This window comes from Streptomyces vulcanius (genome assembly GCF_042653945.1).
GTDB classification, from domain to species: Bacteria; Actinomycetota; Actinomycetes; order Streptomycetales; family Streptomycetaceae; genus Streptomyces; species Streptomyces mangrovi.
In genome coordinates, this window is sequence record NZ_JBHSFK010000069.1 from 21,421 (window position 1) to 37,058 (window position 15,638).

Below are 15,638 nucleotides of genomic sequence, written 5' to 3' on the forward strand. Positions count from 1 at the left end.
CCGCAGGGCGCTCAGCTCTGCGTAAGGCAGGCCACCGGGAGGGGCCGGACCTTCAGGGAGCCCGTCATGGCGCCGTCGGCGGTCGGCTCTGCGGGGGCGCGGCGGACATGCCGCCTCAGGCGCTCGCGGTTCCGCGGCCGTGCTTGCTCGCGCCGTACCTGAGGCTGTCCATCAGCAGGTCCAGGAGCCGGCGGGCAAGGTCACGCTGACCGGGGTCTCCCGCGATGAGTGTGATGCCGCCGAGGCTCATCAGTAGGTCTTCAGGGGAGACGTCCGGGCGGAACGTGCCGTCTTCGGCGCCCGTCCGGACGAGAGAAGCCAGTGCCTCGGTGAGCAGGTCCCTGGTCTGCATGCGCAGGTCGCCGTCGGCGACGAGCACCGCGTGGAGTGCGTCTGCCATGGCGTGCTTGGTCGCGATGAAATCGACGAAGCGGTCCATCCAGGCGCGGAGCGCCTCGTCGGCCGGGGACGAGGCCAGCAGATCCGGTGCGGCAGCGCAGAGCTTGGTGGTCTCGTTGCGGTACGTCGCCTCGACCAGGCGCTCGCGCGAGGGAAACCGACGGTAGAGCGTGCCGATGCCGACACCGGCGTCCTGCGCGATGGCCTTGAGCTGTGCCTCGGCCCCGTCGCGGGCGAATGCCCGGGCGGCGGCCTCGAGCAGGCGGTCCTCGTTGAGTCGTGCGTCAGCACGTAGAGGCCGTCGTTTCCTCTGGTCTTTCCGGTCTTCCATCGTGTCTCTCCCTTGCCCGGCAGACTCGCCCCGGCGACCTTCAGCAAGTCGGCTCCACTTGCATGCGGAGCCGCGTCCGCTTACCGTGCTGCTTAGCGGACGCGGCTCCACTTATCCAGCTTAGGGCACCGCCGAGGCGCGGCTCCCGCTCATGTCAACGACTCATGGGTTCGGTCCGTTGCCGCGGTGCCGTCGGCTCATCGGAGTCACGGCCCGCAGCCGCCCGCATCATCGCGCCAGTGGCGCGCAGAGAATGTATTCAGGAGAGAAGTCCCATGGCACCCACACTGCTCACCACCCCTTTTGGAGCGGAGTCGACCGCTCTGGACGTCGTCAACGGCGTCGATCTGACAGGCAAGCGCGCTGTCGTCACCGGCGGCTCGTCCGGCCTGGGTGTCGAAACCGCTCGGGCACTGGCCTCGGCGGGCGCGGAAGTCACCCTGGCGGTGCGCGACACCGAGGCCGGCGAGAAGGCCAGGAGCGACATCACAGCGACCACGGACAACCAGGAACTCCACATCGAGCGGCTCGATCTCGCGGACCAGGTATCGGTCCGGCAGTTCGTGCACGGATGGGACGGGCCGCTGCACATCCTGGTCAACAACGCCGGCGTCATGGCGACGCCTATGACCCGCACGGCAGAGGGCTGGGAGATGCAGTTCGCCACGAACCACCTCGGCCACTTCGCCCTCGCCGTCGGGCTGCACGACGCCCTTGCCCAGGCGCACGGGGCGCGCATCGTGGCTGTGAGCTCCGTCGGTCACATCGGCGGCAGTGTCGACTTCGACGACATCATGTTCGATCACCGTCCCTACAACGAGTGGGTCGCCTACGGCCAGTCGAAGACCGCCAACATCCTCTTCGCCGTCGAAGCGACGACGAGATGGGCCGACGACGGCATCCTCACCAATGCCCTCAACCCCGGGCGCATACCCTCCACCGGCCTCATGCGGCACATCCCGCAGGTCGACGCCTCCACCGACAGCACCGGCGTCTCCTGGAAGAACGAGGAGCAGGGTGCGGCCACGTCGGTACTGCTGGCCGCTTCTCCCCTCGTCGAGGGCATCGGAGGGCGCTACTTCGAGGACTGCAACGAGGCCGGCCCCCACGAGCCCGGTGTCCGCCGCGGCGTGGCCGCCTACGCGCTCGACAAGGACAACGCCGCCCGCCTGTGGCAGGTCTCGCTCGACCTGGTCCGTGCCTGAACTCGCCACCTCGCATCGCGCAGCCCACCCCGAGGAAGATCATGAAGTACACGAAACTCGGCAGCACCGGCCTGGACATCTCGCCCATCTGCCTGGGATGCATGACGTTCGGTGTGGCCGAACAGGGCTGGCACGCATGGACCATCGCCGAGGACGAAAGCCGCGCGATCATCCGCCAGGCCCTTGGCGCCGGGATCAACTTCTTCGACACCGCCAACGTCTACTCCAACGGTTCGAGTGAGGAGATCCTTGGCCGGGCTCTGAAGGACTTCGCCGCCCGCGACGAGGTCGTCATCGCCACCAAGGCAGCGGGTGTCATGCGCCAAGGACGGCCCAACGGCGGCGGTCTGTCCCGCAAGGCGATCATGACTGAGGTGGATGCGAGCCTGCGACGGCTGGGCACCGACTACATCGACCTCTACCAGATCCACCGCCTGGACCCCTCCACACCACTCGAGGAAACACTCGAGACCCTCAACGAGCTGGTGCGCTGTGGCAAGGTGCGCTATCTGGGTGCCTCGTCGATGTACGCCTGGCAGTTCGGCAAGGCGCTGCACCTCCAGCGTGCGCACGGATGGGCTCGCTTCGTCTCGATGCAGAACCACTACAACCTCCTCAACCGCGAGGAGGAGCGCGAGATGCTTCCCCTGTGCGCGGACGAAGGAGTCGGTTCCACCCCGTGGAGCCCGCTCGCCCGAGGCCGCCTCACCCGGGACCCGGAAACGGTCACCGAACGCTCCAGGACCGACGACTTCGCCGACACGCTCTACCCCACTCTCGACAGCGACCGGGCCATCATCGAGGCCGTCGCGTCCATCGCGACCGAGCGCTCCGTGCCGCGCGCTCAGGTCGCTCTCGCTTGGGTCAGCGCCAACCCCGTCGTGTCCGCACCGATCGTCGGCGCCCGCACCGCCGGCCACCTGGAGGACGCCATCGCCTCGCTCGACATCGACTTGACCTCCCGGGAGCGGGAACAGCTCCAAGCCCCCTACACCCCCCGCGGCGTGGCGGGCTTCTGAAGAAGGGGGGCTCATGAACGACGAAGTCGCAGGAACAACAGCGCTGATCACCGGTGGCGGACCGGCATCGGCCGGGGGACCGCTCTCGCCCTCCAGGAGACGGTGGCTTTCATCAAGGACGCCGGTGGCACGGCCCGCCTCGTCGAATGCGACGTGCGCGACGAGAAGGCCGTCGTCGACGCTCTACAGGCCGCGGCCAGTGGCGTCAGCAGCCTCGACTTCGCGGTGAACGGAGTCGGAGGGAGCGGCGGCGACAAGCCGCAAAGACGATCCACATTCCGCCACGCCGGGATGATCGCGTGCGGAGGGCGCGGCAGGGCCGCGGCTCGATCGTCGACATCGCCTCCGGCGCCGGCACCGTCGGTGTTCTAACCGGCTGTCTACCGAGGGAACCGGGTCGCCATTTTACTTGATTGAGCAAATAATATACGGTGTGCCATCAGCAGCAGGGACGCCCACCTTCTTCGTGTTCAGCACACAGAGAATCTCATCCATGATCAACCGACGACCCGCACCGGCGGGTGCGCGGCCGTTCGTCCTCGACCGGTGCACGCCCGGCGGCGGAACGGCCACGGAAGGCCCACGCCGACGAGGGCAGTACCGGTGGCGGTCACTCACCGCCACGACTGCTCGGCGCCCGCGCGCCCACGCGGGCCCGCTGCAAGACGAGCCCCGCCCGCCAGGCCCCACGATGGCCGGCCATGACGTGCGAGGACGACAGGGCCAACCGTCCTGACCCGTACAGCTCGTCCGCGAGCCCCGAGGTGTACGCCCCCTCGTGCCCGCCGGAGACATTCGCCCGCCGATCGAGGCGCGACGGGCACCGCAGACACAGGGCCGAGACGAGTGAGGAATGGCAGCGACACCATGGACGCGACAGTGCGGTACTCCCTTCTCGGCACGGTACGGGCGACGCGTGGTGACACCGAGCTTGACCTGGGCCCCCCGAAACGGTTGGCGTTGTTGTCTTTGCTGCTGCTGCGCGCGCCCGGTCCTGTCTCACTGAACGACGCGGTGGACGTCCTGTGGCCCGACGAGCCGCCGGCCAGCGCGGTCAACGTGGTGCACCGCCACATCGGTGCCCTGCGGAAAATACTCGAACCGGGCCTGGACAGCAGGACCAACGCGGAGCACCTCGCCCGGGCCGCGGACGGATACCGTCTCCTCGTCGACGCGTCGGCCTCCGATCTCCTGCGCTTTCGTGACCTGCGGGCCCGGGCACAGCTCGCGGCCAAGGCCGGCGATCCCGCACAGGCCGCCCAGGACTTCACCGAGGCCCTTCGCCTGTGGCGCAGTCCAGTGGTCGCCGACGGCACCTCTGTCGCCCGGCATCCGGTGTTCACGTCGGTCGGCCATGAGTTCGTGGCGACGGTCAAGGAAGCCGCCGACACCATTCTGATGTGTGCTCCGGCCCTCACCGAAGAGGTGCTGTCGGCTCTGCGCGGGGCGGTGGAGCGCCATCCCTTCGACGAGGCCCTGCACTCCCGGATCATTGCCGCCCTGGCCGCCACGGGCCGTCAGGCGGAAGCCCTGCACCAGTTCGAGACCATTCGCCGTACCTTAGCCGACGAACTCGGTGTCGAGCCCGGCCCCGGGCTGCGTGCCGCGCACCACCGCCTCCTGCAACGCAGGCTCTCCCGCGACGTCGACAAGCCCGCAGCACGAACGGAAGCGGCTGGGCTGCGGACTCATCTGCCGCCCGAACCCGTGCCCTTCGTCGGTCGCCGGGAGGCACTGGACCAGGGCCTGCGGCTCATGCCGACGGAGGACCGCAGCGACTCCCCCGCCACCATCGTGGCCCTGTGCGGCATGGCGGGGGTCGGCAAGACCAGCCTGGCCGTGCACTGGGCCCACCAGGCAGCCGACCGATTTCCCGGTGGACAGATCTACGTGGACCTACAGGGACATCACTCCACGCTGCCCGCTCTCGACACCTGTCGAGCCATGAGCGCGGTCCTCGACGCCTTGGGCGTCCCCCGGAACAAGAGCGCCGACGCCGACGCGCTCCACTCCGCCTACCGCAACGCGCTGGCTGAGCGGCGGCTGCTGATCGTCCTGGACGACGCGCGCGATCCCGAACAGGTACGACCGTTGCTGCCCGCCGCTCCGGGCTGTCTCGTGATCGTCACCAGCCGCCGCCGACTGGAGGGCCTGACCGTCACCCACAACGCGCAGATCATTACTCTCCACGCAATGAACCGCCAGGAAAGCCTCCAGTTCCTCGAACGCCGGCTGGGCTCCGACCGCATCCGAGCCGAACGCGCTGCCGTCGAGGAAGTCGTAGAACTGTGCGGCGGGCTACCGCTGGCGCTGGCCGTGGCAGGCGCACGGGCCCTGTCCCGACCGCGGTTCCCACTCGCCTCACTCGCCACCCAGTTGCAGGACGGCCTCGTCGCCCTCTCCAGCCAGGACACCCGCACCGATACCCGCAGCGCGTTCCGGCGTTCTTACGAAGCACTCAGCTGCGGCGCGGCAACCCTGTTCCGTCTGCTCGGCCTACACCCCTCACGGGACATCACACCAAAAGCGGCCGCCAGCCTGGCCGGCACCGACATGCTCACCACCCTGGAACACCTCGCCGAACTGGCCGACCACCACATGGTCGTCGAACTCGTCCCCGGCCGCTACACCTGCCACGACCTGCTGCGCGCCTTCGCCACGGAACTGAGCACCATGCTGGACACCTCCAGCGCCCAGGCCCAGGCACGCGCCCGGACGCTCGAGCACTACCTCTACAGCGCCGAGGCCGCGACCACGCTCCTCGCCCCGCACCGCGCCACCATCGGCCTGCCGCCGCCGCGCCCCGGAGAGTCCGTGCGCAGGAGTTCAGCGGACAAGCCGACGACGCCGAATGGATCGTCGCCGAGCGCTATCTCCTGCCGATCCTGGCCAAGGACGCACGCCACCACCCCCGCAGCGAGAGACTCCGCAGCCAGCTGACCTCCACCCTCCGGATGTCCCTACGGCCGTACGGCGGTTGATCGGGGGGCTGCTCACTGGCGCACGGCCGGTCTGGCACTTGAATGTGGCCGACGACGCCTACTTGGCCCGGCCTCCGGCCCCACGGGCACGGCGCGAGGCCCCAGCGGGTGTCAGGCGGCTGTTTCGGTGGGGAACGCCAGCCGGAGCTTGCGTAACGCGTTGTGATGACGCGACTTCACCGTCCCCGCCGGAATACCCAGCACCGCCGCCGTCTCCTTGATCGTACGGTCGAACAGATACAAATGCACCAACACCGCACGATGCTCCGCCGACAGCCGCCCCAACGTCGGCTTCACCACCAACGCGTGATGCACCGCCTCGACCGGATCCGCCTCCGTGAACGGATCGCTGTACGTCCCCCCCACCACCTCACGACGATTGTGCGGCCTCCGCGCACAGTCCACGACCAGATTCCGTGTGACCGTGAACAACCACCCCTTCACCGACCCCTCCATCCCCAGCAGACGATCCACATTCCGCCACGCCCGGATGACCGCCTCCTGCACCACATCCTCCGCAAGACCATGATCACCCAACATCTTCTCCGCATACGCGACAAGCCCGTCCCGGTACTCCCTCATAATGAGCCCGAGTAACTCGGAACAGGCCGTCTCCGTGGGGGCCGCAACCATCTTCTACCTAGCCGTCCTGACTCTCCGTCACCGCGAACAGAGGCCCGAAACAGCCTCCACCCACGCACCGTAGACAGACACAGGTGACCGAAAACTGCCGCGCTTGTGACGCCCACCAAGCACCGCCCGACATCCCAGGACGGCTGCCTTCACACAGAACGCTCATAGCTCGCCCAGGTGACGTGTGACTCGTGCAGTGTCACCGCGACCTGGGAGATTCCCAGCGCGTTCTCTCTCCCCCCAGCGCGCCCCGGTGAATGCGGGCGACCAGGCGGTCGGCGACCAACGCGGCCAGGAATTCCGTGGACGTGTTCACGCCCCTGGACTCCTCTCGTTGTCATCGAGATTGCTGAAATGCAAATCCGCAATCACACCGCGCAGCTCGGTGATGGCCAGGCCGATGTCAACTACGACGTTGTCATCGTCCAGTTCATTCCGGCGGAACGTCGCGTCGACGATGAATGTCGCCCCGTGCAAGCTCTGGGCAGACTTTGCGCTGCCGGTACCGTGGCGGTCCGCCGGTACGACTGTGGTTAGCGTGTCGAAACTCGCCAGGTCTGTCGTCCGAGCGGCGGGCCCACGTGTCATGCCACCCGGCACTGAAGAAACGTTTGAATATCCAGACCCTCGGAGTACTAGCTAGGCGCTGTTTCCCGGATCATGTGCGGAGTCAGATGATGAGTGCTGCGAGGGTGACGGTGCCGTGATAGGTGCAGGCCCGTTTCTCGTAGCGTGTGGCGACTGCGCGGAAGCCTTTCAGACGGTTGATGGCCCGTTCGGCAATGGTGTGCGATATGCCGCGTCGTCGCAGGTGGCGGCGGTCTCTGCGGGACGTGTAGGCCTTGTCGGCCAGGACGTGGTCAGGTCGGGTGCGAGGCCGGCCCGCTGCGACACGGGGCACTGACACCTGCTTCACGACGGGCTCGAGTGGGGGCCGTCTGCGTAGTGTCCGGGTGTCAGGAGGAGGGCGAGTGGCCTGCACGGTTCCGTCGGCCGAGAGGTGGATCTTGGTCGTGAAGCCGCCGCGGGAGCGTCCGGGAGACTCGCCGGTCTGACCACTTCCTTCAGCCGGACGACCAGTTTCCGAAGTACCGGATCGACCTGCTTCGTCTGCGGGCGGACCCCCCTTTGAGGAACCGCGGCAGGCGGTGCGTTCCTTGTGCCGGCGGCGTGCTGGTGAGCCCGCACCGCCGTGGAGCCGACGGACACGTCCCCGTCGATCCGGCCCGCAGCGTCCTGCGCAGCCTGCACCTTCGACAGCGGTATCTGTCAGGTGCCGCCCGCCGACCAGCGGCGATGGCGTTTGCAGACCGTCTCCCAGGGCCCGAACCGCTCCGGCAGATCCCGCCACTGGACTCCCGTACGGACCCGGTACAGCACCCCGTTGACCACCCGGCGATGATCACTCCACTGGCCCCCACGTGCACCACCGCGAGGCAGGAACGACTCCAGCCGATCCACTCCGCGTCTGTCGGGTCCCCGCGTCCCATCCGGTCAGCCTGCCCCCAACACCCCACTCACGGAGGAAGACCCGAGAAACAGCACCTAGGAGACCGGCCAACCGCGCACGTATGTGGCGGCCGCGACGCCCTTCCCGTCATGCGTGCCGCCGTGGGCATGTGCTGAGCAAGACATGTCCGCTCGCGGTGTCCCGGCACTTCCTGCCGAGGCGAAGAGGTCCGACACTGAACATGGCTTCCCGCCACGTGGAAGCACCTCCACGATCACCGTCACCTCGAACCAGATGAGGTTACCGTTCGGTATGGGGCCACGCGCTTCCCGCACAAGGCTGGGTACCATGCGCAGCGTCATTGATTAGAGGGAGTGAACGGTTGTGACCAGCCAGTCAACCGCCACGCTCCGATCGCGGTACGTCGAGCAAGCCGCGTCGGATCTGGAGGAGAACCACCGTCGGCAACATGAACTGACGGAGAAGATCACGATGTTGAAGCAGGAGGAAGCCCTCCTGGTTGACATTCTGAGTCTCGCCGAACGGTACGAGGGGATGTCGGAGCCCTCGCCGCTGCCCGAACAGGCGCAGAACGAACCCACGCTCGGGCGGCGCGCGCGCACACATGGATCCACCTCCGTCCCGGCCGGAGAAGTGCCACAACGGTCGCCTTCGTCTGCGGCCCCGCGTACGAGCTCGACACGGTCCGGCGCGAAGGGGAAGTCGCGCCAGCCCCGGTTGGGAGATGTCCTGATGGACCTACTGGGTGCCCACAAGGAGCCCCGCCTGGCGAAAGAACTGCGGGACGAAGTGCTGAAGACCCACCCGGACCGGACTCCCACCCCTCAGGTCGTACGGAACACCATCGAGTCGCTGGTCGCCAAGGGACGCGTCCAGCGTCACAAGCAGAAGCGGTCGGTGATGTACACCCTCATCCAACCCGCGGATCGCGACACCACGGGCATGGGGGCGGATGCCGGCTGACCGCACATGGTCAGCCTCCGTATGCGCGGAATGTGTGCCCCGTCGGCTGAAGCCGTGCGGGGCACATCGGTGCGCAGTTCCCGCTCGCAGGTCACGCACAACACGTTTCGAAGCTCTATTTCTGGACCTGTGAGATACGTTTTAGTTTGCCGCGCAATTATGAGCCGACCGGTCGTTTACCTCACCCGCCGCGCAACTCGCACTTGCATTCCCTGCCGAGCACACCCAGATCCCAACTGCCCATTTCCACGGGCGGAACGTGAAACGCACAATGGAGAACAGCTGCCGTCCGGGGCTGTGCAGGACCATTTACACTGTGGCCATGGCAGATGCGACGAATATCAAGCCTCTCAACCCCGACGAGGAGGCCTTTCTACGGGCCCTGGGCAGGGTAATGACGCTCCTGCCACGTGTCGTCGACGCGGACATGCTCGAGGAACATGCGATTTCCGGTACCGAGTACATGGTCCTGATGCACCTCTCGGAGGTGCGGCACAACGAGATGCGGATGAGCGAGCTCGCCAAGGTGTGCGGGCTGTCGCTGAGCGGCATGACCCGAGTGATCAACCGGCTCGAATCGCAGTCGCTGGTCGTACGGGAGAAGTCGCCGGACGACGGACGGGCGTGGCACGCTGTGCTCACCAGCGCTGGCCGGAGGCAGTTGGAACAGGCCTGGCCCACCAATCTCGCGAGCGTGCGACGCCATGTCTTCTCACACCTTGACGGCTGCGACATTGCCGCCGCCGCGGAAGTCCTGGAGCGCATAGCGCCACAGTGACGCCACGTCACCTGGACGGCAGAGACATGGGAGGCCACCGCGGTGGCGGCGAAGCATGCACGGCTGGCTTTCCGATCAGACCCCGACCTGGCCCCTACGGCTACCGGTCTCGTCCCCAGGAGACCGTATCGATGAGCCTGCGGGCCACCTCTTCCGCTGTCGGCATGGCGGCTATCTCGTCGCGGACGCGGGACGCCGCGACGGCGAACCGCGCGTCGGACAGCAGTCGGCCGAGAGCGGCTGTGATCACCGCCGGATCCTGTTCCCAGACGGGCAGGGCGATACACGCCCAGGCGGCCGCGAGACGCTCCGCCAGTTGTTGTTGCTCGGGCGTCGAGGGGACGATGACAGCGGGTGTTCCGCGTGCCGCAGCGGCAAAGGTGATGTCCGGATCACCGTGGTGAACCACCGCGGAAACAGCCCCCGGCCGCTCGGCTGTCGGTGAGGGCGGCGGTGTGCCGGGGCGGACTGGATCCCGTCCGGTTCCCCTTCCCTGTCGTCGGCCTTCTTTCTGCGCTCTGGGGCCACAGCCAGTTCGACGTCGAGTGTACTCAACGCTCCGATCAGCGGGTCGAGTTCCAGCGACGTGTTCGCCTCCGTCGCGAAATCGACCAGCACGCGAGGCCGACCGGTACCGGAAACCCAACGCTCCGACGGCCGGGCGATCGCCTCACCGGGGCGGACGGATGCCCATCATGACCCCCACCGACCGAGCTGATTGATGGATCAAGTTTACATGTGCAGCCCAACAGCGCGCCCGACCGGCCGGCACGTGGCGCCGTACCGGCCGGTCTGGAGAGGCTTCGCACCGCCCGTCACGCGCCGATCCACGCCCGCTCGCACGGACGCCTGGCGCACGACAGCGTCCCACCGGACGTCCGAGACGCCACACATCCCCGCACCAGGGTCACGGACTCAGGTCGAGCGCCAGGCACGAGAAGTGGTTCCAGGAATTCTCGGGGTTGTAAGAGAGGCGATCGCCGCACCATTCGGCTCGGGCTCCTTCCCTTCGACCATTCGTGGCGAACCGGCCCACTGGCTCTGTGGCCATGAGGCCGCGCCCATGGCGTCACGTGTCAAGACGGTTGCACTGCTGCTTGCGTCCCGCCGTACGCGTCGGCACCTCCGGCCGCAGCATCGTGTGGGCGTCGCCTCCGGTCCTCGCTGAGGCGTCGGGCGCGATGGTGTACCTGCTCATGTCCTACGGCAAAGCTGAGGAAGCGTCTGAGTACGCGGCCTCGGTGGCTCGCGAGCACGGTCTCGTCTGCTTCGACCCGCACGGAGCATGTCCTCGGCCGTGAGCTGCTCGTTCTGAGCGTGCGGACCAGAGGGAGGTGCCGGCGATGACGAGGTCGGCACGGATGACTGTGGTGGTCTTCCAGGCCGGGCGGCTAGGACGCGTCGATGCTTGAGGCGATCGATGCAACGCCCGACGGCAGTGCGTTGCTTCCGAGCTCAATGCGCGTCGACTAACGGCACGACGAGTCCAGCGGGCTCTGTAACAGGCTTGCGCAGGGGAGTGGTCGAGCACCTTGAAGGCCGTGCTCACCGGGGCGCGGAACACCTGGGGCTCGCCGTCTCGTTGTGGACATGGCTCGTGTCACAAGGGCGGTGGAAGAGCCTTCCGGAGATGACCCGCTTTGCTTGACTATGCAAGTATGGTCGACATCGGCTCCCTGCGGGACAAGGGCAGCGATCCGGGGTGCCCCAGCTAGGAGCCATTGCCATGCCCGTCGATGTGACACCTGAGAGAACCCGCGCTGCTGCGACCGGGGTCCGCCGCAGGCAGCGCCCGCGCGCGGATGCCGCACGCAATCGCGAGCGGATCGTGGCGGTCGCCCGTGATCTCTTCGTGGTCCATGGCCCGGAGGCTCCCCTCGACGAGATCGCCAAGCGTGCCGGAATCGGCAATGCCACGCTCTACCGACACTTCGCCGATCGGCGGTCCTTGCTGCACGCGGTCCTCCTGTTCACCATGTGCCGCCTGGCCGAGCATGCGGAGAGGGCGGTGGAGGAGAACCTCGACTCCTTCGTGGCACTGCGCCAATTCCTGCACCACGCCGTCGACGAGCGCGCGGGGGTGGTGTGCGGGCTGCTGGTCGACAAGGAGGAGCAGCTCTCCGTGGAACTCTCCGCGCAGCGTAGGCGGGTGGAGAGCATGGCCGAGGAACTGGTGGAGAGAGCCCGGCGTGACGGTCACATCCGTACCGATGTCGGCTTCCAGGAGCTCATCGTCTCCATGTCCCAACTGGCTCGCCCGTTACCTGGCATCTACTATCGCGACGAGGACGCTCACCGCCGCTTGCAGCTGTTTCTGGACGGCCTGCGTGTGTTCGCCGCAAGTCGACGCGCGTCGCCGGCCGGTGCGGAGGATCCCGCCCAGTGTGAATTGAACTCACGGCGTGACCCGGTTCGGACGCCGAAACAGGCCTAGCGCCGCTGTTTGTGGCCGAAGAGGGTCACGGGCTGCTAAAGCTCCTTGAGTGGAGAATTGTTCCTGACAAAGTAGCTGATGAAACGTCAGATCACTATGAATGGCTTTCGTGGGTGCGAGATCACGGCTGGTGCTGCGCGTCAGCCTCTGGCTTCGGGTATCGATGCGCGGCAGAAGCACCCGGTGGCGGCGCAGATCGCATCGCCCAAGGCGGCGACGGCTTGGCGCAGTTCCGCAGGTGGCTGTCGCCGCGGCCGGCGTCGGCGTTGAGGACGACCTCGCGTTGCAGGCAGGCGGCCAGATACTCCTGGTGTGTCCAGGACTCGGCGGTGGCGCGTTCGGCGAGCCGGTCGGCAGCATCCAGCAGGGCCGGTGCCTTCAATGCGCGGCTGAGGAAGGCCAGTTCGGCGGCGACGTCCCGGGACGTGGTGGTGCGGGTGGCCATGAGTTTCACTCCTCTCCTGCGCCGCCCTCGATCAGTTGGAAGACGCGGTCGTAGGCCGGCAGATCCGGCCTCGCGACCTCCACCGCCGCGGCGCCGGCCCCGGTTTGGCGGTACTGGCGCCGCATCGCCGTGGCGGCATCCGCGTGGTCGGGGTCGGTCAGCGTCTGGTGGCGGGCCCAGCAGCGCGCATGCTCGGCGACCAGTCGGCCGTCCAGACGGGCGCGCACTGTTTCGGTGTCCGCCTCGATCCGCACGATCCGTCCGATCGCGGCTGGGTGGACGGAGTAGTCGCAGGTGTCCAGGCGGATGTAGTGGTCCCTGCCGATCCGCACCGAGGTCTGCCACCAGCGCGGCGGTGCGGTCGGCGGCAGCGGCAGCATCGCGGCCCGGTCGGCCTCCCGCCGCTCCGCCGGACGGGCCTCCAGGGTGCGGTGCACCCGCTGGTTGGCGACCTCAAGCCATGCGGCCAGCTGCGTGTTGAAGTCGGCCGGGGAAGTGAACACCCTGCCGGGCAGGAACGACGTCTCCAGATAGCCGTTGGCCCGCTCGACCAGGCCCTTGGCCTCCGGGTCGCGGGGGCGGCACAGGATCACCTTGCAGGCCAGCAGCCCGGCCAGCGCGGCGAACTCATGCCCGAGCACGACCCGCCCCTCGCGGCGGCGGCCGATGGCCGCCTCGTTGTCCCAGACCAGCGCCCGGGGCACCGCGCTCCAGCCGGACAGCAGGTCCCAGTGCCCGCTCACGAGATCGGCGGCCTGCCTCGACGGCAGCATCCGCGCGGTGATCACCCGCGAGTACCCGGCCACCATCACCAGCACCGGAGGGCGCCCGGTCTGCCCGAAGCCCAGCGGGATGTCCACCGGCGGGAACCACAGGTCACACTGGGCCAGCTCGCCGGGCTGATACGCCGTCCGGGAGACCGGATCCGCCGGCAGATAGACCGGCCGCAGTTCCCGCACCCGCCGCTTCAGCACCGACAACGACCGTTCCCAGCCGATCCGCTCGGCGATCACCGTGGCGGGCATCCGCGGGTACTCCGCCAGCAACTCGCGGATCGCCGGCTCCACCGCGTCCACGATCGAGCCCCTCGGCGCCCGCCGGTACTTCGGCGGATCATCGCTGGCCACAGCCCGCCGCACAGTGTTCCGGGCGATCCCCAGATGCCGCGCGATCCCCTTGATCGACATGCCCTCCGCACGGTGGAGCCGCCGGGTCTCAGCCCAGTCCTCCACACCGATCACCTCTTCCACCTGACTCCCATGGAGCCAGACTGATCACTTGATCACGGAGGATCACCACAACCGCGATCATGAACGGCCGTGGGTGATGTGTTCCTCCAGGACCTGTGGTTCCACCGGGTCGAAGGCGTTGTGCTCGAAAGTGCAGTGGTCGACGGCGAGTTGGTGATCGTGCGGGCCCGCGCGTCGGCGGAGCGGGCTGCGTGTCCTGCTTGCTCGACGACGTCGGGCCGAGTGCACAGCCGATACGTACGCCGCCTCGCCGACACCGCAGTCGGCGGTCGTCACGTGGTGATCGAGTTACAGGTCCGGCGGTTCCGCCGCCGCGACCGCGCCTGCCGGCAGGCCACGTTCGCCGAGCAGGTCGACGGGCTGACCTTCCGGCACGGGAGACGAAGCGCCGGGCTGCAGACGGTGCTGCAAAAGGTGGCGGTGATGCTGGCGGGCCGGGCCGGCGCCCGCCTGGCGGACACGCTCGCGGTCCGGGCGAGCCGGTCGACGCTCCTGCGGCTGATACGCCGCCTTCCGGAGCCGGAAGTGCACACACCACGGGTGCTCGGAGTGGACGAGTTCGCCCTGCGAAAGGGACACAACTACGGCACGACCCTGGTAGACATCGACACGCGCCGTCCGGTTGACCTGTTGCCCGACCGGGCCACGGCAACGGTGGCTGCCTGGCTCACCGACCATCCCGGCGTCGAGGTGATATGCCGTGACCGGTCGACCGCTTACGCCGAGGCCGGACGGCTCGGCGCCCCGGATGCGATCCATGTCGCGGACCGGTGGCACATCTGGAAAAACCTGGTGGAAGCCGTCGAGAAGACGGTCATCCAGCACCGCGCCCTGCTGCGCGAGCCGGAGGAAACTCCCCCGGTCCGCGCTGAGCCCCTCGAGAATCCGGCTCTTATGCCGCGTTCCCTGGATGAGCCACGACAGTCAGGCCGTCTGTCCGATCGGGTGCGGGAGCAGCACTCGGCCGTCCATGCCCTGCTGGATGAGGGGCTCGGGCTGCGGCCGATCGCCCGCCGGCTGGGCCTGGCCCGCAACACCGTCCGCCGACTCGCGAATGCGGCCACCGCGGACGAGCTCCTCGTCGGACGGTGGACCGGCAGGACCAGCATCCTCGATCCCTACAGGCCCTACCTGCATCAGCGGTGGGCGGAGGGCTGCACCGTCGCCCGCCGCCTGTTCGAGGAAGTTCGCGAGCGCGGCTATCCCGGTGGCGAGAGCGTCGTGAAGAAGTACGTGCAGCGGCTCCGCGAAGCCTTCCCGCACGACGATCCGCCCCGCAAAGCGCCGTCCGTGCGGGACGTGACCAGCTGGATCACCCGTCGCCCCGACCGCCTCACCGGCGACCAGGCCCAGCAGCTCAAGCAGATTCTCGCCCGCTGCCCCGCCCTCGGCAGAACCGCCGAACACGTTCGTCTCTTCGCCGAGTTGATGAACGACCGCCGGGGCCGGGACCTCAGTCAGTGGACAGAGCGCGTGCAGGCTGACGACTTGCCCGCCCTGCATGGCTTTGTCTCCGGCCTCGGCCAGGATTTCGATGCCGTCGTCGCCGGGCTCAGCCTGCCCCACAGCTCTGGAGCGGTCGAGGGCCACAACAACAAGATCATTCTGTGGAATCAGCAGTGTCAAGCCGTGTGCTTGTGAATCACGTCGAGGTAGTGCCGATCACGGTGCGGCACGTGGTTGTCCCGTCCCGGCAGGCTGAAGACCGCGCAAACGTCAGCGGGCTGGG

14 protein-coding genes and 2 pseudogenes are annotated in these 15,638 nt (G+C 67.9%); 8 read left to right on the forward strand and 8 right to left on the reverse strand.

Translation table 11 applies throughout. The annotated features are described in order from the left end of the window. Positions 1–115: 115 nt before the first annotated feature. Positions 116–730: a TetR/AcrR family transcriptional regulator gene (locus tag ACFPIH_RS53705; protein ID WP_385879287.1), complete on the reverse strand. Its 615-nt coding sequence runs from the start codon at positions 728–730 to the stop codon at positions 116–118. A gap of 275 nt (positions 731–1,005) precedes the next feature. Between ACFPIH_RS53705 and ACFPIH_RS53710 the strand changes: the two genes are divergently transcribed. The 4 genes from ACFPIH_RS53710 (at position 1,006) to ACFPIH_RS53725 (ending at position 5,894) form a co-directional block, all read left to right on the forward strand. Then, the gene (locus tag ACFPIH_RS53710; protein WP_381187698.1) at positions 1,006–1,935 is read left to right on the forward strand and encodes an SDR family NAD(P)-dependent oxidoreductase; all 930 of its coding nucleotides are present in this window, start codon (positions 1,006–1,008) and stop codon (positions 1,933–1,935) included. Positions 1,936–1,976: 41 nt separating this feature from the next. Beyond that, positions 1,977–2,954 carry an aldo/keto reductase gene (locus ACFPIH_RS53715; protein ID WP_381187701.1) on the forward strand — a complete coding sequence of 326 codons (978 nt, stop codon included), beginning with the start codon at positions 1,977–1,979 and terminating at the stop codon, positions 2,952–2,954. A gap of 102 nt (positions 2,955–3,056) precedes the next feature. Beyond that, positions 3,057–3,326 (forward strand): hypothetical protein, encoded by a 270-nt coding sequence (locus tag ACFPIH_RS53720; protein WP_381187703.1) that lies wholly within the window; start codon positions 3,057–3,059, stop codon positions 3,324–3,326. A 495-nt stretch (positions 3,327–3,821) separates the two neighbouring features. Continuing rightward, positions 3,822–5,894 carry an AfsR/SARP family transcriptional regulator gene (locus tag ACFPIH_RS53725; RefSeq protein WP_381187706.1) on the forward strand — a complete coding sequence of 691 codons (2,073 nt, stop codon included), beginning with the start codon at positions 3,822–3,824 and terminating at the stop codon, positions 5,892–5,894. 152 nt (positions 5,895–6,046) lie between these two features. On the opposite strand, the gene ACFPIH_RS53730 is transcribed toward ACFPIH_RS53725, so the two are convergent. The 3 genes and pseudogenes from ACFPIH_RS53730 to ACFPIH_RS53740 all read right to left on the reverse strand — a co-directional run bounded on the left by ACFPIH_RS53730 (position 6,047) and on the right by ACFPIH_RS53740 (position 8,058). Next, positions 6,047–6,517, reverse strand: a complete 471-nt coding sequence (locus ACFPIH_RS53730; RefSeq protein ID WP_381187708.1) for a sigma-70 family RNA polymerase sigma factor — start codon at positions 6,515–6,517, stop codon at positions 6,047–6,049. A 200-nt stretch (positions 6,518–6,717) separates the two neighbouring features. Then, positions 6,718–7,054, reverse strand: a pseudogene (locus ACFPIH_RS53735) (6-pyruvoyl trahydropterin synthase family protein); the annotation flags it as partial. Between the two features lie 184 nt (positions 7,055–7,238). Then, positions 7,239–8,058 (reverse strand): annotated as a pseudogene (locus ACFPIH_RS53740) (IS5 family transposase). A 344-nt stretch (positions 8,059–8,402) separates the two neighbouring features. Between ACFPIH_RS53740 and ACFPIH_RS53745 the strand changes: the two are divergent. Further along, positions 8,403–9,002 carry a hypothetical protein gene (locus ACFPIH_RS53745; RefSeq protein ID WP_381187711.1) on the forward strand — a complete coding sequence of 200 codons (600 nt, stop codon included), beginning with the start codon at positions 8,403–8,405 and terminating at the stop codon, positions 9,000–9,002. Between the two features lie 322 nt (positions 9,003–9,324). Continuing rightward, positions 9,325–9,780 carry a MarR family winged helix-turn-helix transcriptional regulator gene (locus ACFPIH_RS53750; RefSeq protein ID WP_381187713.1) on the forward strand — a complete coding sequence of 152 codons (456 nt, stop codon included), beginning with the start codon at positions 9,325–9,327 and terminating at the stop codon, positions 9,778–9,780. Between the two features lie 100 nt (positions 9,781–9,880). On the opposite strand, the gene ACFPIH_RS53755 is transcribed toward ACFPIH_RS53750, so the two are convergent. Together ACFPIH_RS53755 and ACFPIH_RS53760 are read right to left on the reverse strand one after the other, a co-directional pair. Continuing rightward, positions 9,881–10,189 carry a nucleotide disphospho-sugar-binding domain-containing protein gene (locus tag ACFPIH_RS53755; protein WP_381187716.1) on the reverse strand — a complete coding sequence of 103 codons (309 nt, stop codon included), beginning with the start codon at positions 10,187–10,189 and terminating at the stop codon, positions 9,881–9,883. A gap of 660 nt (positions 10,190–10,849) precedes the next feature. After that, complete coding sequence (locus ACFPIH_RS53760; RefSeq protein WP_381187719.1) at positions 10,850–10,978, reverse strand: hypothetical protein; 129 nt, start codon at positions 10,976–10,978, stop codon at positions 10,850–10,852. Positions 10,979–11,506: 528 nt separating this feature from the next. Here ACFPIH_RS53760 and ACFPIH_RS53765 point away from each other — a divergent pair. Next, complete coding sequence (locus ACFPIH_RS53765; RefSeq protein WP_381187721.1) at positions 11,507–12,214, forward strand: TetR/AcrR family transcriptional regulator; 708 nt, start codon at positions 11,507–11,509, stop codon at positions 12,212–12,214. A gap of 121 nt (positions 12,215–12,335) precedes the next feature. Here the strand turns inward: ACFPIH_RS53765 and ACFPIH_RS53770 are convergent, their stop codons facing one another. Beyond that, the gene (locus tag ACFPIH_RS53770) at positions 12,336–12,659 is read right to left on the reverse strand and encodes a P-loop NTPase family protein (RefSeq protein ID WP_381187724.1); all 324 of its coding nucleotides are present in this window, start codon (positions 12,657–12,659) and stop codon (positions 12,336–12,338) included. A 5-nt stretch (positions 12,660–12,664) separates the two neighbouring features. After that, the gene (gene istA, locus ACFPIH_RS53775; RefSeq protein ID WP_381187729.1) at positions 12,665–13,900 is read right to left on the reverse strand and encodes an IS21 family transposase; all 1,236 of its coding nucleotides are present in this window, start codon (positions 13,898–13,900) and stop codon (positions 12,665–12,667) included. A gap of 78 nt (positions 13,901–13,978) precedes the next feature. Between istA and ACFPIH_RS53780 the strand changes: the two genes are divergently transcribed. After that, positions 13,979–15,550, forward strand: coding sequence for an ISL3 family transposase (locus ACFPIH_RS53780; protein WP_381187726.1), 1,572 nt, complete (start codon positions 13,979–13,981; stop codon positions 15,548–15,550). Positions 15,551–15,638 lie beyond the last annotated feature (88 nt).